General features: G+C 57.8%; 19 protein-coding genes, 1 rRNA gene and 4 pseudogenes. 10 read left to right on the forward strand and 14 right to left on the reverse strand.

Annotation, left to right across the window (positions count from 1 at the left end):
- From QU481_RS21115 to QU481_RS21125, 3 genes and pseudogenes are all read right to left on the reverse strand, one after another.
- Positions 1–84 (reverse strand): 16S ribosomal RNA (locus QU481_RS21115); the annotation flags it as partial.
- A 399-nt stretch (positions 85–483) separates the two neighbouring features.
- Positions 484–1,418: pseudogene (locus tag QU481_RS21120) on the reverse strand (IS5 family transposase).
- A 59-nt stretch (positions 1,419–1,477) separates the two neighbouring features.
- A complete protein-coding gene (locus tag QU481_RS21125; protein ID WP_289830988.1) occupies positions 1,478–2,386 on the reverse strand; it encodes a LysR family transcriptional regulator in 909 nt (302 codons plus the stop codon).
- Positions 2,387–2,548: 162 nt separating this feature from the next.
- Between QU481_RS21125 and speB the strand changes: the two genes are divergently transcribed.
- The 8 genes from speB to QU481_RS21165 all read left to right on the forward strand — a co-directional run bounded on the left by speB (position 2,549) and on the right by QU481_RS21165 (position 10,689).
- Entirely contained in the window at positions 2,549–3,526 is a 978-nt protein-coding gene (gene speB, locus QU481_RS21130; protein WP_289830987.1) for an agmatinase, read from the forward strand.
- Between the two features lie 518 nt (positions 3,527–4,044).
- Positions 4,045–4,242 (forward strand): NAD-dependent epimerase/dehydratase family protein, encoded by a 198-nt coding sequence (locus QU481_RS21135; protein ID WP_289830986.1) that lies wholly within the window; start codon positions 4,045–4,047, stop codon positions 4,240–4,242.
- Between the two features lie 120 nt (positions 4,243–4,362).
- Positions 4,363–5,124, forward strand: coding sequence for a creatininase (locus tag QU481_RS21140; protein WP_289830985.1), 762 nt, complete (start codon positions 4,363–4,365; stop codon positions 5,122–5,124).
- Complete coding sequence (locus QU481_RS21145) at positions 5,125–5,901, forward strand: hypothetical protein (protein WP_289830984.1); 777 nt, start codon at positions 5,125–5,127, stop codon at positions 5,899–5,901.
- Between the two features lie 344 nt (positions 5,902–6,245).
- Positions 6,246–7,142: an NAD-dependent epimerase/dehydratase family protein gene (locus QU481_RS21150; protein ID WP_289830983.1), complete on the forward strand. Its 897-nt coding sequence runs from the start codon at positions 6,246–6,248 to the stop codon at positions 7,140–7,142.
- Between the two features lie 231 nt (positions 7,143–7,373).
- Positions 7,374–8,186 carry an SDR family NAD(P)-dependent oxidoreductase gene (locus QU481_RS21155; RefSeq protein WP_289830982.1) on the forward strand — a complete coding sequence of 271 codons (813 nt, stop codon included), beginning with the start codon at positions 7,374–7,376 and terminating at the stop codon, positions 8,184–8,186.
- A gap of 56 nt (positions 8,187–8,242) precedes the next feature.
- On the forward strand, positions 8,243–9,145 hold the full coding sequence (locus QU481_RS21160) for a polysaccharide deacetylase family protein (protein ID WP_289830981.1): 903 nt from the start codon (positions 8,243–8,245) through the stop codon (positions 9,143–9,145).
- Positions 9,146–9,270: 125 nt separating this feature from the next.
- The gene (locus QU481_RS21165) at positions 9,271–10,689 is read left to right on the forward strand and encodes an APC family permease (protein ID WP_289830980.1); all 1,419 of its coding nucleotides are present in this window, start codon (positions 9,271–9,273) and stop codon (positions 10,687–10,689) included.
- A 500-nt stretch (positions 10,690–11,189) separates the two neighbouring features.
- On the opposite strand, the pseudogene QU481_RS21175 reads toward QU481_RS21165, so the two are convergent.
- From QU481_RS21175 to QU481_RS21195, 5 genes and pseudogenes are all read right to left on the reverse strand, one after another.
- Positions 11,190–11,396 (reverse strand): annotated as a pseudogene (locus QU481_RS21175) (IS3 family transposase); the annotation flags it as partial.
- 150 nt (positions 11,397–11,546) lie between these two features.
- Positions 11,547–12,458 carry an IS110 family RNA-guided transposase gene (locus QU481_RS21180; protein ID WP_289830979.1) on the reverse strand — a complete coding sequence of 304 codons (912 nt, stop codon included), beginning with the start codon at positions 12,456–12,458 and terminating at the stop codon, positions 11,547–11,549.
- Positions 12,459–12,672: 214 nt separating this feature from the next.
- Positions 12,673–12,937: pseudogene (locus tag QU481_RS21185) on the reverse strand (DDE-type integrase/transposase/recombinase); the annotation flags it as partial.
- 79 nt (positions 12,938–13,016) lie between these two features.
- A complete protein-coding gene (gene ltrA, locus QU481_RS21190) occupies positions 13,017–14,258 on the reverse strand; it encodes a group II intron reverse transcriptase/maturase (protein WP_289830978.1) in 1,242 nt (413 codons plus the stop codon).
- Between the two features lie 512 nt (positions 14,259–14,770).
- Positions 14,771–15,468 (reverse strand): annotated as a pseudogene (locus QU481_RS21195) (IS3 family transposase); the annotation flags it as partial.
- A gap of 323 nt (positions 15,469–15,791) precedes the next feature.
- On the opposite strand from QU481_RS21195, the gene QU481_RS21200 reads away from it, so the two are divergent.
- Positions 15,792–17,177, forward strand: coding sequence for an MFS transporter (locus QU481_RS21200; RefSeq protein ID WP_289831991.1), 1,386 nt, complete (start codon positions 15,792–15,794; stop codon positions 17,175–17,177).
- Between the two features lie 234 nt (positions 17,178–17,411).
- The gene (locus QU481_RS21205) at positions 17,412–17,675 is read left to right on the forward strand and encodes a helix-turn-helix domain-containing protein (RefSeq protein ID WP_289831992.1); all 264 of its coding nucleotides are present in this window, start codon (positions 17,412–17,414) and stop codon (positions 17,673–17,675) included.
- Here QU481_RS21205 and QU481_RS21210 read toward each other — a convergent pair.
- The 6 genes from QU481_RS21210 to QU481_RS21235 form a co-directional block, all read right to left on the reverse strand.
- Entirely contained in the window at positions 17,665–18,603 is a 939-nt protein-coding gene (locus tag QU481_RS21210; RefSeq protein WP_289831993.1) for a LysR family transcriptional regulator, read from the reverse strand. The genes QU481_RS21205 and QU481_RS21210 overlap by 11 nt on opposite strands.
- Before the next feature lie 180 nt (positions 18,604–18,783).
- Positions 18,784–20,031 carry a benzoate/H(+) symporter BenE family transporter gene (locus tag QU481_RS21215; protein ID WP_289831994.1) on the reverse strand — a complete coding sequence of 416 codons (1,248 nt, stop codon included), beginning with the start codon at positions 20,029–20,031 and terminating at the stop codon, positions 18,784–18,786.
- Positions 20,032–20,115: 84 nt separating this feature from the next.
- Entirely contained in the window at positions 20,116–20,895 is a 780-nt protein-coding gene (locus tag QU481_RS21220; RefSeq protein ID WP_289831995.1) for a 1,6-dihydroxycyclohexa-2,4-diene-1-carboxylate dehydrogenase, read from the reverse strand.
- 2 nt (positions 20,896–20,897) lie between these two features.
- Positions 20,898–21,917, reverse strand: a complete 1,020-nt coding sequence (gene benC / locus QU481_RS21225; protein WP_289831996.1) for a benzoate 1,2-dioxygenase electron transfer component BenC — start codon at positions 21,915–21,917, stop codon at positions 20,898–20,900.
- A gap of 112 nt (positions 21,918–22,029) precedes the next feature.
- Positions 22,030–22,521: a benzoate 1,2-dioxygenase small subunit gene (gene benB, locus QU481_RS21230; protein ID WP_289831997.1), complete on the reverse strand. Its 492-nt coding sequence runs from the start codon at positions 22,519–22,521 to the stop codon at positions 22,030–22,032.
- The coding region (locus QU481_RS21235) for an SRPBCC family protein (RefSeq protein WP_289831998.1) at positions 22,518–23,650 on the reverse strand (1,133 nt) is incomplete at its 5' end. The genes benB and QU481_RS21235, both read right to left, overlap by 4 nt.

Raw genomic sequence — 23,650 nt, forward strand, 5'->3', positions numbered from 1 at the left:
CCGAAGTCCGTGCTGCCGTTCGACTTGCATGTGTAAAGCATTCCGCCAGCGTTCAATCTGAGCCAGGATCAAACTCTTCAGTTCAATCTTTCGCTAATTTCGTACTTGGCTGCAAGCTCAAAGAAACCATGCGATTTCCTTAATCTTGCGGCATGAGCTCCTGATCAATCCAGGCCCTCACACCTATCGGTTGTTCGTGCTGTTAAAGAGCGTTGTTGCTGACGGCTTCGCTTCGTGGCGTTGCTGGGTCAGCAGCAAGGGGGCGAACTATATCGATCAGACCCCACGTCGTCAATAGCGACTGATGAAATAAATCACTAAAATACCAACCAGCCAAAAACAATACAAACAAACCGCTGATTTTACTATGTTAATGACAATAGGTAATTTTCAAGCCATTGGCTAATCATAGAAATTTCTATCAAAAATGGCCTTGTTGCATAATCCGGGCGAGGTTTGAGTCTCCCCAAGCCCTGACGGATTTCAGTCCATGGGAACCGTTACCAGCATGCCAAGACGGTTGAACGTATTCAGGATGGCGCAACGAATGTGCACTTCTGCAGCCTGACGCTCAGGCCGACGGGCGGCCAAGTGGTCGCCCAGGCGTTTGAAGCGATACATGGTGGTTTCGACCAAACTGCGCCGATAGTAGCAACTCCACCTCTTCCAGAGTCGCCAACCAAGATGGTGAGCGGCCGCCAAGGTGTCGTTGCGAGCGGTCGCCCAAGCGAACGTTTCCCGCCAAGGTTGGCCATTGCGACGAGGCGGCACAATGACCTCTCCGCCTCGAAAGACAACGGCCCGATAAACCCCGCGTGTGTCATAGGCGCCATCGCCACGAAACTAGCCAAGACAACATCTGCCGGGCGATGCAACAGCAGCTCTTTGGCTTGGGCGGCATCGCCTTGGCGATGGTCAGTCATCTCCACCGCTCAAATGTCGAGCGTATTGGCATCAATGGCCAGATGCACCTTGCGCTAGACCCGACGGTACTCCGACCCATGTTTCTTTACCTTCCACTCGCCCTCGCCATGAACCTTGATGCCGGTGCTGTCGACCAGCAGATGCAGGAGTTCATGGGAACAACGTACTGGAATCCGGCCGGTCAACGTCGCCTGTCGGCGACTGACCGTGCTGTAGCACGGCACTGACCAATCCAGCTGCAGCAAGCGAAGCAGACTGCATACCAGACCTCGGGCTTGGCGTAGCGCCAAGCTAAACAATACCTTCATGGTCAGCACGGTTTGGATAGCGGCATCGCGACAGGTTGTTGGCCGTCCGCCCTGACCCGGTCGCTCATTGCCGAGCCACGGCAAGTCGGGGGACACCCACACGGTCAGGCCAGTTCGATGCTGCAGGCTGCGGTTGTACTCGGGCCAGTTGGTGGTGCGGTAGCTCGTCTGCGGGTATGGATTCACCCTCGCAGCCTACCAAGTCCGGGCGCAGCCGGCGGAAGGAGTTATGCAACAAAACCGCATTAAGTTGTCAATGCCGTCCGGGCTGCCGCCTGCAGATGCTCGATGAAGCCGCGCACCACGCGTGGCAACGGCATCCCCCGCCGGGTCAGTATCTGGAACGACAGACGGGTGACGCAGCGCTCGGGCAGCAGCCGGCGCATCAGGCCGTGGCTCAGCCACTGTTGGGCGTAGTGCGGCGGCAGAAAGCCGATGTAATTACCCGACAGAATGAGCATCGCCCGGCCTTCCACGCTGTCGACCGAGGCGGCCGGCTTGGCGACGCCTAGCTGGTCGAGTTCCTGCCGGCCAAGGTAAGCGCGCTCGACCAGCTTTGCCGTCTTCAGCTCTTCCGTCGTTAGCTCGGCATCGGCGCGGTCGAACCAGGGGTGGGGCGGCGAGCAGTACAGCCCCTGTTCTTCGTGGTAGAGCGGCGTGTAGTCGAGGCCGGGGATCTCGACCGGGAAGGGGCCCACCGCCAGGTGCAAGCGCCCATCCAGCACCCGCTGCTCCAAGCCCGATGAGGTGTCGGTCAGCACCTGCAGATTTACCTCCGGTGCGGCTTGGCCGAAGCGGCGCACCGCCGGCAGCAGCGGCGAGGCCAGGTCGGTCAGCGTCGCCTCGATCATACCGAGGCGCAGTTGCCCGCTCAGCTCATTGCGCACCGACGCCGATTCCATCTGAAAGATGTCCACCGCGCCCAGCAGTCGCTGCGCCGCCGCGTGCAGCTGCACGCCTTCCTCGGTCAGCCGAAAGCCCGCGCGGCCCCGCTCGCACAGGCGTACTCCCAGCCGCGTTTCCAGCTGCGCCACGTATTCGCTGATGCTCGATGCGCCGATGTTCAGCGTCGACTGGGCCGCGGCGAAGCCCCCGCATTGAACGATGGTTTCGAAAATGCGCAGCAGTTTGAGGTCGGCATCCTGGATCTTCATCACGGCGCTCTTTGTTCGGAAATTAGCGAAGTCTGCTTCTGAATATACCAATTTTACCGACGTCATAAAGCACTAAGAATGAGGGCGTGATGTACGGGCATGGCGGGGTCGAATGGCGTCGCGGTCGTGCCGCTCATATTCATTCACATAGAGGACTCCACCATGCCACAGAACACCTATGATTCGGGCCGGCTGAACCTGCCCTTTGTCGGCATCTGCACCTTCGCCAAGTCGCCGATCTGCCTGGACTGGGATGCGATCGACGCCGACGTGGCGATCCTGGGCGCGCCGTTCGACATGGGCACTCAGTGGCGCGCCGGCGCGCGTTTCGGCCCGCGCGGCATCCGCGAGGCCTCGACGCTGTTCTCGTTCGGTCACAGTGGTGCCTATGACTTCGAGGACGACGTGGTCTACCTGCCGACCGACGAGGTGCGCATCGTCGACATCGGCGACGCCGACATGGTGCACACCAACACCGAGCAGAGCCACGCCAACATCGAGTACGGCGTACGCAAGATTCTGGAGGCCGGCGCGCTGCCGGTGGTACTGGGCGGCGATCACTCGATCAATATCCCGTGCATCAATGCCTTTGCCGGCCAGGAGCCATTCCACGTGGTACATATCGATGCCCACCTCGACTTCGTCGACGAGCGTCACGGCGTGCGTCACGGCCATGGCAACCCGCTGCGCCGCGCTGCCGAAAAAGAGGTGGTGACCGGCATGACCCAGATCGGCATCCGCAATGTGTCGTCAACGGCGCGCGACGGCTATGCCCAGGCGCGCGAAATGGGCTCGGACATCATCTCGGTGCGCGACCTGCGCCGGCTCGGCATCCAGGGCGTGCTCGATCGCATTCCGAAGGGCGTGCGCTACTACCTGACCATTGATATCGACGGTTTCGACCCGTCGATCGCCCCGGGCACCGGCACGCCGAGCCACGGCGGTCTGAACTATTACGAGGGACTGGAGCTGTTCGCCGGCTTGGCCGAACAGGGCGACATCATTGGCATCGACCTGGTCGAAGTCGCCCCGGACTACGACCACTCGGGCTCGACCACTATCCTGGCCGCCCAGCTGCTGCTCAATACCATCGGTCGCGTGATGCATCAGCGCAAGGTCACGCGCCTGCTGAACGAATGACGGCCGGCGCGGGGGCTTGCCCAGCCATGTGTCCCCGTGCCACAAGCATTGCCCTCCCCCGCGTGTCCGCCGCCCTCAACGGCACACGGTGGTATTGCCAGCCAAGCACGATAAAAAACGATCTGCGACCCATAAAAAACCGCTACGCAGACACACCCGCTGCAAGGAGAAAGCCATGAAACCAGTGCGAGAGTTTCACCAGACATCGTTCCAACCAGCCGCGCCGACCACGTCGAACGCACCAGGCCACGAGAAGGCGGGCTGTTTCCGTTCGCTTCGCTAATCACGCCATCGCCGCGGCGCGATCCGCGCCCGGACATCACGACGGGTGTTCCCCGCTTTGCCCTGAATTTCGCCACGGCGAGGGCGGCGGCATGCCCTGCATGTGTGAAGCAGGTTGACGATCTGGAGACATCAGTATGTCAGTCAGTTCATCGATTTCGCCTCACTTACAAAGCGGTAGATCAGGTTTTTTGTTGCTTCATTTCTAGTGCCTTGGCAAAGGGAAGCAATACGGTATGGCGATGAATATTAATGGCGCTTCGCGCTGCACCATGCGCGAGGCTGCAGGAATTATCCAGAAATTGATCCCGAAAGCGGAAATTCATCTTGGTGATGGGTGCTGGCACTTGGATCGACAAGGCCCTTGGGATACCAGCGAGTCAGAACGGCAACTCGGTTACACGCCATCACATACGCTGGAAAGCGGAGTTTAGGAGTATGTGGAATGGTTGCGAGGGCATGAATATTAAATGCTGATTGTGGGGTGGTAGGTCCTATTTCCATGGTTTTTAGGTTGAGCATTGATAGGGGTATTTATGTCTAGAAGTAATTTGATGGCAGAAATCACGTGGACTGAGTATCAGCACCGCATTAAAGAAGAGTCCCCAGTCGTGCTGATACCTGTGGGTGCGCTTGAGCAACATGGCCCTCACTTGCCAATGGGTACCGATCACCTGATTCCAACCGCAATCAGCAGGCTCGTTGCGGAAGAGGTGGCGGCAATTGTTGCCCCACCTTTTAACTATGGCTACAAGTCGCAGCCTCGTATGGGAGGGGGGAACCATTTCTGTGGTACGACTAGTCTGGATGGTCATACCTTGTCAATCATGTTGCGAGATGTGATTAAAGAGTTTGCCCGTCATGGTGTACGGCGTATTGCGGTTATGGATGGCCATTACGAGAACATGATGTTCCTGATCGAGGGGATTGACCTCGCTTTGCGCGAACTGCGCTATGAGGGCATCCATGACCTGAAAATTCTCAGGATCGAATATTGGGACTTTACTAGTAATGAAACCCTGACCAAGGTTTTCCCGGATGGATTCCCAGGCTATGCACTAGAGCATGCGGCCGTGATGGAAACATCAATGAGTCTTTACTTGCATCCACACTTGGTCCGATTGGAAAAATTGCCCGATGATCCACCGGCTGATTTTCCTCCTTATGACGTTTATCCGCTGAATCCTGCCTGGACTCCGGCATCGGGTGTGTTATCACCGGCTCATGGTGCGTCTGCTGACAAGGGAAAGAATCTTATTGATGAGTATGTGCAGCGAATTGCTACAGCTCTCAAAGACGAATTCCCCGGGATATAAATGATGGATCCTATGGTGCCTAACCACTACCAAGGGGTATGGCAGCGTCGCATTTTGCAGCGCGGAACCGAGCATTGCGATACTGATACAAGGGTTTTCTGGTTGCAAACTCGTAATTGGCACGGTGATATTCGGATTCCAGCAGACCGATCTAGCTTCCACGGTATTAAATCAGTGGCTGAGTGCAGTTTGGAGCAACTCCAATGGCTGTGCTTGCAAGAGGGGTTTGTCGGTACCACCTGGAGCAAAGGAGATATCGTAGGTTGGGATCGGCAGGTCGATTTTCGGTTTAGAGATACCCCGGATTTCGGCCGGATGAAATTTCAAGGCGATGTTCTAGAAGAGTTTGGGATTGCATCAGACTATTACGAGCGGTGGGAGCGAATCCCTAAAAGCCTCGGTGCAACGTTTGCTTTGGAACAGCTAACCCATGCTTGCGAGGGCCCTACCTATCCACGTCGTTATCTGCTAGTAGCTGGAGAATACTTCATTTTGCTTAGAGATCGAACACTCTTACCTGCGCCAGCATGCCGGATAAGGAGAAAAATTGAGTCCGGCACTGCATCACGCGAAGAATATGAGGCATGGGTAGATTTAGAAGTGTCATTTGGTTGTAGAGAAAATGACACCTGGCGCATTACCTTGTCTACATTACCTTGGCGGGAAGGTGAGGCTATCTGGTGTCAAGGAGATTTATCTGAACCATGCTTAGATATTGTTACTCAAGCTGGACCAATGTCTAATTCTTGGCGCGTACTTGATTGGAGTTATGCTTAAAGCAATAACGGAAGAGGCATTAATTCTAACCTTGTTGTTAATGTAGTCGACACACATGATTAATTAAGGAGAGGGCAATGATGAGCATCGACAATATAGGGTGAGGCTGTCGAACTGCCGCTGCATTGGGCATGGACGACTGCTCACAATATGGGTTTATGGCGTCCCCGCGGATTTTTGCTACAAAGTTGAGGCCATGAGCTGAAAACCCAGTCATTTCAGGCAATTAAAACGAGCACACCGAAAACCCTATTGCCACCATGCCGGACAACATGTTTTTGGCGCCTTGTTTCAAGCCATCGTGGCTTGAACAGCAAAGAAAGGAAGTGGAAATGAGAGCAGTAATGGTAACTGGTGGTCTTGGCTATACCGGGCGCAAAATTGTGGCGCAACTCAGCGCCCGTGGCATTCGCGTCGTCAATTTCAACAGAGATTATTCTGAGTTGAATAATGAGTTCGTAACCGCAGTTCAGGGCGAGCTGTATGATATTCCACGGCTAGTGGCGACCATGCAAAAGTACGGCGTGGACACCATTATCCATACCGCGGCCATGTCACACCCGGACCTGTCAATTGACCTGCCACTGACCACGGTAGCAGCCAACATCGACGGCACCGTTCATCTGCTCGAGGCCATGAGAATGGCCGGCATAAAACGCTTGGTCAATTTCTCCTCTGAAACAGTCTATGGCCACATAGATGGCACTGTCACCACAGACTCCCCTCTTAACCCCACCACGCCTTATGGAGTCACCAAAGTTGCCACCGAGCTATTTGGCAAGGTTTACAACGATCTGTATGGCCTGGAAGTGGTATCGCTGCGTATTGCCGAAGTATATGGTCCTGGCAACAAGATGCCGCAAATCCTGCGCGACATGATAAAGACCGTGCTTGCTGGCAAGGTGTTCGCCCTGCCGAATGGTGGCGACCATTATTTCCAGATCATCCATATTGACGATGTGGCCCATGCCGCCATTTGTGCCGCAGAAGCACATGGCGTAACTGGCCATGTGTTCAACATCAATGGTGGCACCTATTGCACCATGCGAGAAATGGCAGCGATTGTGCAGAAATATATCCCCGAAGCCCAGATCCAGCTTGGCGATGGAAACTGGCACCTGGATCGACAAGGCCCCTGGGATACCAGCGAATCGGAGCGGCAGCTCGGCTACAAGCCTAGGCACACGCTGGAAAACGGCATCAAGGAATATGTGGAATGGCTGCGCAACAATGAATATTAAAACTTGCTTGTCAAAATATTTATCATCGCAAATCAACTGAAGGGCACCTCGAAAACCCGGATTTCCAAGTGAGACAAGGCGAGAATGGAAACTCCGACGCAGCATATATTTGATATGTAAGGAGGAATTTCTTGTGAGCAACGCAGTATCGCAACGAAAGCTGGAGTTTTTCGAGGCGCCCTGAATACCAATTCTGATTCACCAGCCTTTAACAAGCCGAGGAGAACAAATATGAATGCAGGTGGTTTCCTGAATGGCCGAGTAGCCGTGGTTACCGGAGCAAGCTCGGGCATTGGCCGTGCTACCGCGCTCAAGCTGGCAAGCGAAGGTGCCAGCGTGGCATTGCTGGCCCTGCCGGGCAAGGCATTGGAAGAGGCGCTGGAAGAATGCCGCATTGGTGGCGGCAAGGCGATTGCCATTGCTGCGGATGTTGGTGATTCCAGGCAAGTCATCGCTGCCTTTGACAAAACCGAGCAAGCCTTCGGCCCGGTAGATGCGGTATTCAACAATGCCGGCGTTTCCATGGTGATTCCCGTTACGGAAATGACCGATGAACAATGGGCGCGGCAACTTAACACCAATCTTTCCGGCAATTTCTTTGTGGCGCGCGAAGCCGCACGCCGCATGATTCCGCATAAAAGAGGCGCCATTGTGAATACCGCTTCCGAGCTTTCCATTCTCGGCCAGGCGGGGTATGTCGGCTATACGGCAACCAAGGGCGGCATTTTGGCGATGAGCCGGGCCCTGGCAGCGGAACTGGCAAGTTACAGCATACGTGTAAACGCCATCTGCCCCGGAGCAGTTGATACCCCGCTGCTGGCCGCCGAATATGATTTGGCCGCCGACCCGGTTGCCGAACGCAAGGAAAATGAACGCTCAATCGTGATGGGCCGCTTCGGCCGGCCCGAAGAAATTGCAGCGGCGGTCGCCTTTCTGCTCTCGGACCAGGCGTCTTATGTTACCGGCACGCAATTACTGGTGGATGGCGGGCGCACCGGCTGCTTCCCGGTTGGCAGCATTCAGCGCGAAGGAAGCCAGCAATAAGCTCCAGCCGCTGGTTTCTTTAAAAACACTGCTCGCGAATACCCAAAGGATAAATGATGCTGAAAATGATTGAAAACCCCGTTCCATGGCCAAATGGCGCCCGGGTTGCCGTTTGTCTGAGCTTTGATATTGACTCCGACAGCCTGTTGCAGATTGGGCATGCCTCAAAAGCAGAGCATATGGTTGCCGCGCAGTCCTGGCTGCGCTACGACCGGATTGCAGTACGCCGGCTGGTGGACATGTTCAATTATTACAAGATTCGCCAGACGTTTTTCTTTCCGGCCTGGTGCATGGAGCACTATCCCGAGCTGGTTGACTGCATTCAGCGGTCCGGACACGAAATTGCCTATCACGGTTATTTGCATGAGCATCCTAATGAGCAGTCCTATGAGGATGAAAAATACTGGCTACAGAAATCCATTGCCGTGTTTGAAAAGATGACGGGCTCGCGCCCACGAGGCGCGCGCGCTCCCTTGTATAACTACAGCGGCCATTCCACTGAATTACTGATAAAGGAAGGCTTTCTTTACGATGCCTCGCTGATGGGCGACGACGTCCCCTATCTGCTGAAGTGTGATGCCGGCGAATTGCTGGAACTGCCATCCCACTGGGCAATGGATGACTGGCCGCAATATGTGCACGCCATGGAACTGGATTATGTGATGCCTATCCGCTCGCCGGCAGAGGCGATGCAGGTATTCATGGCCGAATTCGAATCCATGTGGCGCCACCAGGGCATGCTTATTGGCGTGTGGCACCCGTTTGCATCTGGCCGTCTGGCACGCTGCGAAGCGGTAGCCAACATGATCGAGAAAATGATTGATCGTGGCCAGGTCTGGTTTGCCAGCATGGAGGAGATTGCGCAGCATATTCAAGCCTGCCGCAAAAACGGAACCTACCAGCCGCGCATTGAAGATATACCGCAATACGACGCTTCATTTGTACCAACACATAAATAGCCAGTGATTTTCTTGATTTGCCCATGACTTGGCGCAGGCAGGGAATATCCCCCCTGCACGAAAAAAAGCCATTGCGGAATATGGTGGCAAAATCATATCAGGTTGAAAAACATCAGGAGAGACAGATGAGATTTCTGGAGCTATTTGGTTACGACAGGCATGGCGTGGTAAAGGAGATTCCTACCACCCTCAACAAGGGCACCTTGACCACCAAAGAAATTACCCTGGCGGCGCTGGGCTTCAATGCCCCGGCCTGGGTAACGGCGTCGTCGATGTCGATTCTGTATTCGATCTCTGGCCACGCCGCACCGCTGGCGATTCTGATTGCCTATTTCTTCCCCATGCTAATGCTGGCGCTGGGGCTTATTCTCTTGACCAGGGAAGCCCCTTCCGCCGCCGGTATCTTCACGTTTACCGAACGCTTTCTGCATTCCCGTGTCGGCACCATTCTTGGCTGGACCTACACACTGGCTTGCGCTGCGGTTGCCCCGATGACGGCGGTAATCGGGGCACAGTATCTGCAGGTACTGATCCCCGGCCTGCATGGCGAAGTGATGGCGGAAATCATCGGCACGGTAATGTTGGTGGTGTTCTGTATCGTGTCGTGTCGCGGGGTGGAACTGACGGCAAAAGTGGCCGGTATTTTCCTGACCTTTGAAATTGCCGTGGTTGCCGGCCTTGGCATTCTGGGAATAATCAACCCGCAAGTACACAACCTGTCGATTGCCGATATGTACTCCCTGAAAGAAGCCGGCGGCGTGGCGGGGATTGGTCCCGGCGTGCTGTTCGGGGTGTGGATGCTGGCAAATTTCGATTCCTCGATCAATTACATCGAAGAAGCCCGTGTGCCGGTAAGAACGGTCCAGCGCTCCATGCTGCTGGTATTGACCTCTGCTTTCGTTATCTACACCCTGGCCGCCATTGGCTGGCAGTACGCCATTCCTGTCGATACCCTGGCCAAGATCGTGGAAAGCGGTGATGGTGGTCCGATTGCAGCAGTAGCCAAAGTCTACCTGCCAAGCTCCATGTTATGGCTGGCCATCTTTGTGGTAGTCACTTCTGCCATTGCCGGCTTGCAGATTTCGATGAACTCCGGCGCCCGCACGCTGTATCGCATGAGTTGTGAAGGGCATCTGCCGGCAATCTTCAGCAAGGTAAATGCCCGCAAGGTGCCGTGGCTTTCCACTGTTACCCTTACTGCGGTGGGTGTGCTGCTGGTCTGGTATAAGCCGCTGTCCAAGATTACCTGGTACTACGATGTGGTCACCATCACCCTGGTGTTCTCCTATATTGCGGCACTCGCTTCCTTCGTACGGCTGATATTCAAGATCCGTAGCCGCAAAGTTGCCTGTATCCTCATGTGCCCGGCAGTGCTGGCAATTGCTGTGCTCCTGTATATCGCCTATACCGCTGGCGCCACCCCGGTCGACCCGTCCGATTTGTATAACGCCTGGTATATCGGCGGCGCGGTCATCATCTCCGGGCTGCTTATTTCGCTGTCCAGAAGTCATCAGGCGGTGAAGCTGCATACCGAGATGTCGTAAGTGGGGCAAGACAGGCTTCGCAAGCTGAGCGCGAGTCGCTATTTATAGCGTGAGCACACCATGTGGCCAACCTTACCCGGGGTTGGCCGCATGGCTGTTGGTGCGCGTTGAGTTTTGACCAAGGGGGGGGGGGACAAAAACTTGGACTACTGGGAGGTAGTTCATGTACTTGTATGAAGATCGCATCCGCGCGGTTAGGCTCTACATAAAGCTCGGGAAACGCACTGCGGCGACCATTCGTCAGTTGGGTTACCCAACAAAGAATGCGCTCAAGGGTATTGACAACTTAACTGGCAAAAATGCTAATGGGGAATTTGTGATTCACATTTTTTGCTGCGCGGAGTGCTGTCTTCGATTTCAGAACGCAACTTGGGTGCCAGAGATTTCATACCACACCTGAAAGGCGTGAGCACGGGCAACCCGGTAGTCCCTACGAGACATGTGGTGACGACCACAGCGGAAGTGAGCTTGGGTGTGATTCCCGGATACCAACGTAGCACCTAAGCTGCCTTACCCTCCTGCTCGAACCAAGCTGCATGCTGCTGCGCTGGGGTTCGGTATCCAAGGGAGGAATGGCGGCGTTTTCGATTGTAAAACACCTCAATGTATTCAAAGAGGTCTTGCCTGGCCTCCGCCCGAGTCGCGTAGTCTTCATGGAAGACGCGCTCATTCTTCAAGCTGTTGAAGAAACTCTCCATCGGTGCATTGACGCTCCTATGTCAAGTTGAGCGCGTCGAATCGGCTAGATCGGCTAGGATGAGTGGGTATAATTCCCTGACGATGTAGCGCTTCTGGCAACGATGAATCTCCTTGTTCGACATGCCTTCCTTGGTCCGGCGCTCAACATACGCCCGCGTTCAAGGATCACTGCGCATTCGTACCATGGCGATGGTCCACAGAGCGTTGTTTGCCGCTCGATCGCCACCCCTGTTCAAACGATGCCGAACCGTTTTACCGGACGACGCTTGCAAAGGGCTGGCGCCACAGAGCGCCGCCAGCGCCGCCTCGCTTTTCAGGCGTTCGGGATTATCGCCCGCCACGGCAACGAGCACGGCCGCCGTTTGAGGACCTACACCGAACCTTTCCCGAAGCCGCTTGGCATGCTGGCTCGTCAGACACTCGAGCATTGCATCAAGCTTCTTGATTTCCTCTGCCAGGACCAAGCATCGCTTAGCCAGTAGACGCAGTGTGGACGTCAGCGTTTGCAGCATGGGGGTACGGCCCAACGTGCGAAGACGCGCGCAGTTGGCAATACACTCTGCGGAATTAGTCTTCAGAAGGCGATCTCGGACGTCCTGTGGTGCACTGACTAGCAAGGCTTTCAACTGATTGATTGCCTGTGTCTTGGCTTTAACAGCGCTGCGCCGGGCAACTGAGACCGCGCGCATCGCTTCGGCAGCTCCGGACTGCTCATTGGGGATAGCCGTTGCCTTCCCAGAGAGGACCGCTCGCGCGGCATTTTCCGCATCGGTTGGATCAGACTTTCCCCGGGATCGGCGTGCTGCCCGGTCAGGGCGGTTGACTTCCAGAACCTCGATCTCATGGTCACGTAGCACGCGGGCCAATCCCGCGCCATAAGTTCCGGTTCCTTCTACTCCTGCGCGGCGCAGATGGCCGAATGAATGTGCCCAGGCCAGCAATTTCAGATAGCCTGCCGTGTTGGCTGTTACCGAGAGAGTTCCTAGGAGCTTACCCGTCTCACTGATCACAGCTCCGACATGTGCATCCAAATGCGTGTCGACACCCAGAATGACTTCGTTTTGTTCCATGCGTGTTTCCGTCGTAGTGGGCACATCGCCAACCTCACTCGCTTGGACAGGACACTCATGGTGCAGGACAAAGCTCCTATCAGGTCACAAACGCTGAGCCCGGCAATGCTCGGGGAACGCCGGAACCCGATCGACAGGTCAATGCAAAGGCAGCACGGCCAATCCCAGCACGGGTCAGACCGGTCCGACGTTCAAAGCACATTGTGGACTGAGTATCCCAGCAGTTGCCTTTGCGGCTCATCGAGGCCTGCATGCCGTATTCGGCCAGCAAAGCTTGGTAATCTGACTGCAATACTGGCTGCCTCGATCCGAATGGTGCAGCAGGCCTGGTGAAGGCCGGCGGCGGAAACGCGCCATCCGCAAGGCCCCATGACCAACTCGCGGGTCATCCGGCCATCCATCGCCCAGCCCACAATGGCGCGCGTATACAAGTCCATTACCACCGCCAGGTACAGCCAACCTTCACGGGTCGGAATGTAGGGGTAAGTAGGCCGGGGGAGTTGCACCCCCAGCCCCTCGCAGAACCGGACGTGAGCCTCTCGACTCATCCGGCTCCCATCATCCAACCGATGGGAGACATCCCATTTCCCAATGCACAAAGGCAGTCGGGAAGCGACGCGCAAGTCGCCCGAGGGTGTGGCTCGCCCGCGTTTTATGGCGGGCAAGAGCCTTGTACTTGCGCCTCATCCAGCGCATCAAGTAGTCATTCATGTGTTTCCAGATCACCGACATTGCCGATCCGTAGAAGCGGCCGTAGTACTGCTGCCACCCCCGTAGGACCGGGTTGAACATCGCCGCCAGGTCGCACAATTCCCGGTCGCACATCAGTTGCAGATGCCAGCCCCGGATGGTCTGCCGCATTGCCTTGAGGGCATCGCGACTGACCGCCGGCGAGAAGTTCACGTAGACCCGCTGATACTTGTCCACCGTTTTGCGCGGTCGGAAGGTGTATCCCAGGAAGGTGAACTGCACATCAGGATATGTTTCCCGTCGATTGACGTCCTGGCAGTAGACGATCCGTGTCTTGCCCGGATGCAATTCGAGCCCACACTCGCGGAAGCGCACGCCGATCCTGTCTAACGCCAGCTTAGCCTGCGCCAAGCTCTTGCAGTGAACCACACCGTCATCGGCGTAGCGGCAGAACCGCACGCTTTTGAGATTGCGGGTAACCCAGGAATCAAAGGCGTAGTGCAGGAACAGGTTGGCCAGCAACGGGCTCACGACGCCGCCTTGCGGCGTGCCGCGCGTCCGTTCCAGGAGTTCTCCGTCGGCGGTCTGCATTGGCGCTTTCAGCCAGCGTTCCACGTACAGGAGAACCCAGGGAGTCTGGCAGTGCTTCCTGAGCGCACGCATGAGCAGGCCGTGGTCGATATTGTCGAAGAGACCCTTGATATCGAATTCCACGACCCAGTCGTAGTCCCAGCAGCGCCGCCTCACCATGGCAATCGCATCGTGGGCGGAGCGCCCTGGCCGATAGCCATAGGAGTTGGGGTGGAACATCGGGTCGATCTGTGGCTCCAGCAGGAGCTTGACCGCCGTCTGCGCCACCCGGTCGGCAACCGTGGGTATGCCCAGCATGCGCACACCACCCGACTTCTTCGGAATCGGAACCCCTTTGACCGGCGGCGGGAAATAGCTGCCGGAACAGAGTCGATTCCAAAGCTTGTACAGGTTGTCGCCTAAGCGGCTCTCGAATTGCTCGATCGATTCACGGTCGACGCCTGCGGCGCCGCCGTTTGCTTTGACACATTGAAATGCTTTCCAGATTAGCGCCTTGGGAATGTCGTACGGTTTGGTCATTGAGCCATACTCCTCCTGCTTGCGCAGTTGGCACGGCTCCTGACCGGGATGACGCAGCCCCTTCGCTCCACCGCCATTACAGCGGCTTCAACACTACTACGAGCCGCTCCGCCCCTTGATGGCGCATCGCTACTCTCGGCCTTGCCTTTCGGGCTTGTGCCTTTCGCTTGGCATCGCCATCGAAGGTTCCCGCAGTTCAACGTAAGAGCCCGAATCAGGCTGACGCTGCCTCTATGCCGGACACCGCCGGGACCGTAAGCAGGTATCGTCCCGGCTGATCGCGGGGCAACATCACTCCCCGGTTTTGATGTCGTCTGAACGGTTTCGACACTTGAACGGCAGTTCACGGTTGTTCGTCTTCCTGATCCACACCTGACGTCTTCTGACGCCTTTTCCATGACGCTCACGACCGGGGCTTTTGACCCAAGCCGCTCATGGTGGTTTGCCACCTGCTCCTGCAAGCCGATGGCGAGGGGCCATACCCTCATCTCCTACGCCGCTTGCTGCGGCACACTGATGTCCGTCGTCCAGACTTGATCCGGCGCGGCGGTGTGAAATTGTCGATTCAGCAGGTTGGGGGCCACGGGCAGCGCATGCTTGCTGTCGGTGGTGACCTTGTAGCGTCGCTTGTGCCGGGCACGAATGCCGTGCCGCTGCATCAGGCGCCGAATCCGTGCCTTGCTCACTGGGAGCCCACGAAACTTGAGTTCTTGGTAAATCCTGGGCGAGCCATAGGCACCGTTGAATTCGGCATGGACGCTTCGAATCAGCACCAATAGCTGGGCATCCGACAACCATTGCGCCGGGCCGCCGCCGGCCTTCCAGTCGGCAAAACCACTGGTGCTGACCGACAGCACACGGCACAAGGATTGCAGGGGGTAGTGAGCGCGCATTCCATCGAGCCAGGCGTACTTCACTGCGACTTCTTGGCGAAGTACGCCGTGGCTTTTTCCAGGATCTCGAGCTCCATCTTGAGGCGGGCATTCTCGGCCCGCAGGCGGGAGAGTTCCATCTGCTCTGGCGTGACCGGTTTACCAGAGCCGGAGGCCAGCTTGCCGGCCTTGTGTGCTTTGCGCCAGTTGCTGAGCGTTTGTTCGGAGATGCCCAGGTCACGAGCGACCTGGGCTGGAGACTTGCCCTCGGCCTCGATCTGCCGGATGGCTTCTTGCTTGAATTCTGGGGTGTAGCTTTGTCGTGGAATCTTGTACATCGGAACCTCTGCATGTCAGTTTATCTGACTACGCTTGGTATCCGAAATCCACACCCAAGCTCAAAGGTGGAATGGTCCCAGATGCGGGTACCTCCGCTGCAGCAACCCGTTTGGCCTCTCATACTGGCTGAGTATCATAAGATACTGAAACAGTATTAGACGATATTTTTCTCATTCCCCAGGATGTAAGCGCTGCAACGACAGGATTGTGTTGAATGTCGATCAGCACTCCAGCAGACAAAAACCAGCAAATAAAACAAAGCCATTCCATGCCGGGACCGGCTGGATAGTGGCATAAGAATTTATCTATTTATGGAGGAAATATGAGTCAAGAATATAACAAGGACATCGTCAATATAACGACGTTGATCAACGAGCAGACCTTTTCCCGCTATCACTGGCTGGTTTTATTTTTCTGCTTTTCCATCTTGGCATTGGATGGTTTCGACACTGCCGCCATTGGCTATGTCGCACCTGCACTGGTGGCACAATGGGGAGTAAGCAAGCCCGCCTTGGCGCCGGTATTGAGCTCGGCCTTATTTGGCTTGGCCTTCGGTGCCATGGCGGCCGGCCCCAGTGCCGACCGCTTCGGCCGCAAGAACGTCCTGATCGTATCGACCATCATTTTCGCCGTCTTCAGTGGCCTCACCGCCTACGCCACGGGTGTCGCCAGTCTGTCAGTCCTGCGCTTCCTGACCGGCCTTGGCCTGGGAGCGGCCATGCCCAACGCCGTGACGTTGATCGCCGAACTGGCGCCCGCCAAGCGCCGTTCCTTCGTGGTGAACGCAGTGTACGTCGGGTTCCCGCTCGGCGCGGCAGTCGGTGGTTTCGTGTCGGCCGGGGTGATTCCGCATTACGGCTGGCAAGGGGTGTTCATCCTGGGTTGCCTGCTGCCCTTGCTGCTGCTGCCGTTCATGGCGCGTTTCCTGCCCGAATCGGTGTCGTACATGGCCGCCAAGCAGTATCCGATCGAAAAGATCAAAGCCGTGCTTGAGCGGATTTGCGGCCAGGACCTGAGCCACGTCAAGCAATGCATCATCGGCGACGCACCGGCCAAGGGCAAGGTGGAAAAGTCCGCGCTGGGCCTGATTCTGTCCAAGTCCTTCCTGCTCACCACGCTGATGTTGTGGGTCACCTACTTCATGGGTCTGCTGATCTTCTATCTGCTCACCAACTGGATGCCGCTGATGATGAAGGACTCCGGCTTCTCCACCGAAAAGGCCGCGCTGCTGACCGCGTTGTTCCCGCTCGGTGGTGGTATTGGCACCCTGGTGAGCGGTGTGCTGATGGACAAGTTCAACCCGAGCCGAGTGCTGAGCATGGTCTACGTGTTCGCTGCTGTCCTTCTCATTGCTGTGGGCCAGAGCATGGGCAACATCGTGCAGTTTGCCGTACTGATTTTTCTCGCTGGCGTGATGGTTACCGGCGCCCAGGCTTCCTTGCCGGCGCTGGCCGCTCCACTCTACCCGACCCACAGTCGCGCAACGGGCATCGCCTGGATGCTGGGGATCGGGCGCTTTGGCGGTATTGTCGGCGCCCTGCTGGGCGGAGTGCTGCTGGGTATGAAGTTGCCGTTCAGTTTGACGCTGAGCCTGCTGGCCGTTCCGGCCGCCTTAGCGATGCTCGCCTTGTGGACTCTGTCGGTCAAGACAGGACGTGCCTCTGTGGCGGAAAAAGGCAATGTGCCCTCGCTGAACGCGGCTGAATAAGCAGCGCACGCTCCATGAGGAACCGGGAACCGGGAACTGGGAAGCCGTGCCGCCCTATTGGATTCGATTCCTTCCAACAAGATCGACAACGAACAGAGCGACGCGCTTCCTCCTTCCCGTCCGGCTCATTCAACGCATTAGTTTACGCCGGCGAGACAGGTCTATTTCTCGCCAACGTAGCCCTTGGGCAGAGTAACGTCACTCAGTCCTATTTTGCTTGCTCCGAAATTGGAAATGGAAACGACCCACACCCCATTTGAACGCGGCCTAGCCGTATTGCAGGCCTTTTCCCCCGCCAATCCGACCATGTCTGCCACCGAATTGAGTGCATTGACGGGTATTTCCTATTCTGCGGTTTATCGCTGCCTCTATACCCTGACCAAAATGGGGTTTGTCAATCGGGAAGAAAAAGGCTGCTTTAGCCTGACGCCAAAAATACTGACGCTGAGCAAGGCCTACCGAAAGTTGTGGGACGAGCCCTCGTCAATCAATTACTAAGCAACCCTCCATCAAACATTTGTGGAGAAACGGAATAATCCATGCACTCGTTCTCATAAATATCGATAATCATCTTGATGAGCAATTTGACATCATTGGATTCATCAAGCAGTCGTGTGCTGAGTATGATCGGGGAGACCATATTGGGCACATCCAGTTCTCTGTAGCACACATCCTCGCGCTTCAATCCCTGCACGCTGGAGGGCACGATAGCCACCCCCACCCCAGCCGCCACCAGGCCGATCGCAATCTGCAGTTCCCGTGCCTCGTAAATGCTCCTGGGCTCCAGCGCCCTGTCGTGAAAGGCCGCCAAGACCTGATCGGCAAAGCTCGGCCTTGGCGACTTAGGAAACACGATCAAGGTCTCCATGGCAATATCCTGCATCGTCAACGCCGGCTTGTCCGCCAGGAAATGTTCGCTCGGCAAGGCGGCCATCAGGCGCTCTTCGCGCAGCACGATGCGACGCACACTGGGGTCTTCATGCCGGATACGACCAAATCCGACATCGATGCGCCCTTCCTTGAGAGCCCCGATTTGCTCCATGGTCGTCATTTCATGTAGGAGCAGTTCGATGCTTTTGTACTCGTCCCGGAAGCGGCGAATGATCTTGGGCAACATACCGTACAGGGTCGAGCCGACGAAGCCGATCGACATCTTGCTGTCGATGGTGCCAATGCGCTTGGTCATTGCCTTGAGCTCGCGCGTCTGCGACAACAACTGCAAGGCATGGCCGTAGAAGAACTGCCCTGCCTCGGTGAGCTTGAGCGGACGTGAGCCGCGCTCGATCAGGACAACCCCAAGGTCGTCTTCCAATTGTTGAATCTGGCGACTCAATGGCGGTTGGGCAATATGCAGTCGATCGGCGGCGCGAGTGATATTCCCCTCTTCCGCAACGGCGACGAAATACCGCAGGTGACGCAGTTCCATGTCACTACCTCCAGGACATCACAACACCTGATGCATGCCACAGAGCACGCACCGGGTAATATCAGAAATAGCGGGTTGTCGGATGAGAACACCGCTTAGGGCACTTCGGTAACCCGGTATCAAGTCGCGGCGATCCGCCCTGCCCGAGCGGCGCCTCCTCAACAAGAAAGCCTGCACCTGTCAGCAACTAGACTTGGCAGCGGCACGTTTCTGATGCGGCTTGTTCAAAACGAGGTAGGCAACGCAGCCAATCGCCACGCCCCAGAACGCCGAGCCGAGGCCGAGAAAACTCATGCCGGATGCCGTCGCCAGGAAGGTGATCATGGATGCCTCACGGTGTTCCGCCTCTTCCACCGCACCCAGCACGTTGGCTGAAATGGCACCGATCAGGGCCAGCCCCGCCAGAACCGCGACGAATTCCTTGGGCAAGGCGGTGAACAACAGCACGATGGTGCTGCCAAACAGGCCGCCCACAAGGTAGAACGCACCATTGGCAAGACCCGCCACGTAACGCCGCGCTGGGTCGTCGTGCGAGTCCTTGCCAGTGCACAGTGCCGCGGTGATCGCAGCGATGACGATGGTAATACCACCAAAGAATGCCACCACGATCGAGACTAGGCTGGTGACCGTGATAATCGGCCGTGCCGGAGTGTCATAGCCGGACACGCGCAGCACCGCCATGCCGGGCAGGTGCTGGCCAGTCAGGCTGACCATCACCAGGGGAATGGCCAGGCTCAGCGTCGTACCCAGGGTCCACTCCGGGCGGATGAACATCGGCGTGGCCAAACTCAGATGGACATCGCCCAGATGAGTCTTGCCCAAGAGCACAGCAAGGACGGCACCGCAGACCAGCACCAGCACGATGCAGTATCTCGGTAGCAGACGCTTGAACAGCAGATAGGCACCGACCATGCCGAAGGCCAGTACCGGCATCGAACCGACCGACTTGAAGGCGCTGGCGCCAAACTGGAACAAGATGCCCGCCATCATGCCGGCGGCGATGCCCTTGGGGATGTGGCGCATGAGGTGGTCGAACGAGCCCGACACGCCGATCAGCAACAACACCGCGGCGGCGGTAATGTAGGCGCCCACGGCCTGATTCAGCGTCACACCGGGGAACAGCGTCACCAGCAGCGCGGTCCCCGGAGCGGACCAGGCCGTCACGACCGGCACCTTCAAGCGCCAGCTCAACACGATGCCGGACACCGCCGCCCCCATCGAGATGGCCCAGACCCAGGACGAAATCATTTCGTTGGGCATATTGGCCACTTTTGCAGCCTGGAAAAAGATCACCAGCGGGCCGGAGTAGGAAATCAGCACGGCGAGGAAGCCCGCGGTGATGGCAGAGAGCGACCAGTCTTTACGCAGCGATCCGCGCGCATCGGGTGCCGGGTAAGCTAGAGAGCTGTCTTGGGATGAATGGTTCACTGTGTATGCCTCACAAAAAATGACCTCTCGTCCAAAGGAAGAGAGGTCCGAACGCGATGATGCAGAGGGGTTCGTGGGCGGCACCTAGCCCAGATCGCCGCCACCGACTGGCAGCACGGTACCGGTGATGTACGATGCCTCGTCCGACGCCAGGAACAAGATCGCACCGACCTGCTCGTCGATGGTGCCGTAACGGTGCATCAGGCTGCTGGAAATGGTCTGGTCGACGATGCCCTGGTACCAGACCTTTTCCTGTTCGCTCATCGGGGCGGTATTGCGCGGCACCTTGCGCGGCGGTGCCTCGGTGCCACCGGTGGCCACGGCGTTGACGCGGATGCCGTCCTGCGCGTGTTCGAACGCCAGGCTGGCGGTCAGCGCATTCACCCCGCCCTTGGCGGCCGAGTACGGAATGCGATAGATGCCACGCGTGGCGATCGACGACACGTTGACGATCACGCCCTGCTGGCGCGCGACCATGCCCGGCAACACGGCCCGACAGCACCACAGCGTCGGGAACAGCGAGCGGCGGATTTCCGCTTCGATCTGGGCTTCTTCATATTCCTGGTACGGTTTGGCCCAGATGGTGCCGCCAACATTGTTGATCAGCACGTCGACACGGCCGTACGCCTCTTCAGCGGCCTCCACCACGAGCTGAGCGCCGTTGTAGGTTTCCAGGTCGGCCGTCACCACCAGGGCCTGCCCGCCATTGGCTGTGATTTCGCCGGCCACCTCGTGTACCAGCTCGGAACGGTCGGCCAGTACCACCAGCGCGCCCTCCTCGGCGGTAGCGAGCGCCACACCACGGCCAATGCCCTGTGCCGCACCGGTGATGATCACCACCTTGTCTTCAAATCGTGCGCGCATGGTCAGGCCTCGCTACTGGCGGAGAATTTTTCATACAGGAAGCTTGCCGGCGTGGTGCCGGACTGCTGCAACCAGCCGCGCACCGCTTCCACCATCGCCACCGGGCCGCACAGATAGACGTCGACGTCGCCGTCGTTCAGCCACTCCGGTTCGATGTGCTGGGTCACGTAGCCTTTGCGGGGGTGGGTGCTCTCGGCGGCCACCACACAGGTGCGGTAGTCGAACTGCGGCAGCCGGGCCTTGATCGCGTCGAGCTGCGCCAGCGCCACCAGGTCGGCGTCGTTGGTGACGCCGAACACCATGCGGATCGGCTGTGCACTGCCGCTCTCGGCCAGCACGTCGAGCATCGACAGGAACGGCGCAATACCGGTGCCGCCGGCGAGGAACAGCACCGGACGGGTTACCGGGCGCAGATAGAAGCTGCCGTTCGGGCCGGTGAACGTGATGCGTTGGCCGGGCTGGGCGTCGTGGCTCAGGTAGTGGCTCATGCGGCCGTTCGGCACGTTGCGCACCACGAACGCAGCCTGGGCGGCACCGGGCGCCGAGCTGAACGAGTAAGAACGGGTCAGCCCGGTGCCGGGAATCTCGACGTTGACATACTGGCCGGGCAGGAAGCTCAGGCTGTCCGGCTGGTCCAGCTCGATGGCGAAGCCGATGGTGGAATCGGACAGCTGCTCCACCACCGCCAACGTGCCTTCGAATGTCGATACGCCGGTCTTGCACGCCGCCGACGAGGCCGGAATCTTGACCACACAGTCGGACTTCGGACGGGTCTGGCAGCCCAGGATATAGCCCTGGCCGGCTTCTTCCGCGGTGAGCGCGTCTTCGATGTAGCTCGACTCCGGCAGGTCGTACTCGCCCGATTCGCAGAGACAGCGGCACGCGCCGCAGGCGCCGTCGCGGCAGTCGAGTGGGATGTTGACCTGCTGCCGATAGGCCGCGTCTGCCAGCTTCTCTCCCTCGTTGCAGGTGATGAAACGGGTGACGCCGTCTTCAAACTGTAGGGCGATGTTGTAGCTCATGATTCGTACTCCTGCCGTGCCGAGCCGCCCAGCCCCCTTGCCATGCCATCCCGCCGCAGAGCAGGATGGCTAGCAAATAGCGTGGGGCGAGCTGGTGGCTCTCAATGCTTGCTTAAATGTGGTAAATGTCGATTACCTGGTGGATGTAATCGTTCTTCAGCACCACATATTTGTTGCGGATTTGCGGGCGTTCGCCGCCGAAGTCGATGACGTAACGCGCCATGCCGAAATGACTGTAGTTGGTCTTGTAGCGATGGCTGAGCGTGTGCCAGTTGAAGCGCACCGTGACCCGGTCACCGTCCTGTTTTTCCAGCTCCACATTGCTGATGTTGTGGCTGGTGCGGGTGTCCGGCATGGTGGCGCTGGAGCGCTCGGTCTTGATGCGGAACACGCGGTCTTCCAGCCCCTGACGGTTGGCGTAGTAGATCAGCGAGATCTCGCGCTGCGGGTCGGTGACGAGCTTGTCGTCGTCGTCCCACGACGGCATCCAGAACTCGGCGTCCGGGTGGTAGCATTCGAGCCATTCATCCCATTGCTCATCGTCGAGCAGGCGGCTTTCGTAGTGCAGAAAGGCGCGGATCTGTTCCAGGTTGACGTTGCTCATGCCTTGCTCCCTTCCGCCTGCACCGCGTCCTTCATTGCTTCGAGCCAGTAACGGTGCTGCACGGTGTACAGGCCCTCGTCTTCGGTCTTCACCCCGCTCAATACCGGATTGAGGCCGATCTTCTTGGCCGCTTCGTCCGGGCCGGCGATCCAGTGCTGGGAGCCGCGGCACATGTCGTTCCATTCCAGCGCGATGCCGGCGTAGCCCTGCTGGCAGGCACGGAACTCTTCCAGGTCGTCCGGGGTGGCCATGCCGCTGGCGTTAAAGAAGTCCTCGTACTGGCGGATGCGGCGTGCGCGGGCTTCATCCGATTCGCCCTTGGGGGCGATGCAATAGATGGTCACTTCCGACTTGTTGACCGACAGCGGGCGCACCACGCGGATCTGCGAACCGAACTGGTCCATCAGGTAAACGTTCGGGTACAGGCACAGGTTGCGCGAGTTGCGCACCATCCAGTCGGCCATTTCCGGGCCGAGCTTTTCAGCGTATTCGTCACGGCGCGCGAAATTGGGGCGGTCTTCCGGGTTGGCCCACTGGGTCCACAACAGCATGTGGCCATGCTCGAACGCATAGAAGCCACCGCCCTGCTTGCCCCACTTGCCGGCGTCCATCGCGCGGGTCTTGTCTTCGCGGGCGTTCTGCTCCTTGCGATGACTGGTGGTGGCGGCGTAGTTCCAGTGCACCGCCGACACGTGGTAGCCGTCGGCGCCGTTCTCGGCGGTCAGCTTCCAGTTGCCGTCGAAAGTGTAGGTGGAGGAGCCGCGCAGCACTTCCAGACCATCGGCCGACTGGTCGACGATCATGTCGATGATCTTGGCGGCCTCGCCGAGGAATTCGGTCAGCGGTTTCACATCGGCGTTCAGGCTGCCGAACAGGAAACCACGGTAGTTCTCGAAGCGCGCCACCTTCTTCAGGTCGTGCGAGCCTTCCTTGTTGAAGCAGTCCGGGTAGCCGGCGTCTTCCGGGTCTTTCACCTTCAACAGCTTGCCGCTGTTGTTGAAGGTCCAGCCATGGAACGGGCAGGTGTAGGTCGCCTTGTTGCCGCGCTTGTGGCGGCACAGCGTCGCACCGCGATGGGTACAGGCGTTGATGAAGGCGTTCAGTTCCCCCTGGCGGTTGCGCGCGATGA

It is taken from the genome of Crenobacter oryzisoli (genome assembly GCF_030385785.1).
Classification (GTDB): domain Bacteria; phylum Pseudomonadota; class Gammaproteobacteria; order Burkholderiales; family Chromobacteriaceae; genus Crenobacter_A; species Crenobacter_A oryzisoli.

Bases quoted from the DNA above. Each gene is read 5' to 3' on its own strand.
- QU481_RS21205 (WP_289831992.1), top strand. From the start codon at position 17,412: ATGGAAACGACCCACACCCCATTTGAACGCGGCCTAGCCGTATTGCAG.
- QU481_RS21125 (WP_289830988.1), bottom strand. From the start codon at position 2,386: ATGAAGATCCAGGATGCCGACCTCAAACTGCTGCGCATTTTCGAAACC.
- benC (WP_289831996.1), bottom strand. From the start codon at position 21,917: ATGAGCTACAACATCGCCCTACAGTTTGAAGACGGCGTCACCCGTTTC.
- QU481_RS21165 (WP_289830980.1), top strand. From the start codon at position 9,271: ATGAGATTTCTGGAGCTATTTGGTTACGACAGGCATGGCGTGGTAAAG.
- QU481_RS21140 (WP_289830985.1), top strand. From the start codon at position 4,363: ATGGCAGAAATCACGTGGACTGAGTATCAGCACCGCATTAAAGAAGAG.
- benB (WP_289831997.1), bottom strand. From the start codon at position 22,521: ATGAGCAACGTCAACCTGGAACAGATCCGCGCCTTTCTGCACTACGAA.
- ltrA (WP_289830978.1), bottom strand. From the start codon at position 14,258: ATGACCAAACCGTACGACATTCCCAAGGCGCTAATCTGGAAAGCATTT.
- QU481_RS21220 (WP_289831995.1), bottom strand. From the start codon at position 20,895: ATGCGCGCACGATTTGAAGACAAGGTGGTGATCATCACCGGTGCGGCA.
- QU481_RS21200 (WP_289831991.1), top strand. From the start codon at position 15,792: ATGAGTCAAGAATATAACAAGGACATCGTCAATATAACGACGTTGATC.
- QU481_RS21160 (WP_289830981.1), top strand. From the start codon at position 8,243: ATGCTGAAAATGATTGAAAACCCCGTTCCATGGCCAAATGGCGCCCGG.
- QU481_RS21210 (WP_289831993.1), bottom strand. From the start codon at position 18,603: ATGGAACTGCGTCACCTGCGGTATTTCGTCGCCGTTGCGGAAGAGGGG.
- QU481_RS21150 (WP_289830983.1), top strand. From the start codon at position 6,246: ATGGTAACTGGTGGTCTTGGCTATACCGGGCGCAAAATTGTGGCGCAA.
- speB (WP_289830987.1), top strand. From the start codon at position 2,549: ATGCCACAGAACACCTATGATTCGGGCCGGCTGAACCTGCCCTTTGTC.
- QU481_RS21180 (WP_289830979.1), bottom strand. From the start codon at position 12,458: ATGGAACAAAACGAAGTCATTCTGGGTGTCGACACGCATTTGGATGCA.
- QU481_RS21145 (WP_289830984.1), top strand. From the start codon at position 5,125: ATGATGGATCCTATGGTGCCTAACCACTACCAAGGGGTATGGCAGCGT.
- QU481_RS21135 (WP_289830986.1), top strand. From the start codon at position 4,045: ATGGCGATGAATATTAATGGCGCTTCGCGCTGCACCATGCGCGAGGCT.
- QU481_RS21155 (WP_289830982.1), top strand. From the start codon at position 7,374: ATGAATGCAGGTGGTTTCCTGAATGGCCGAGTAGCCGTGGTTACCGGA.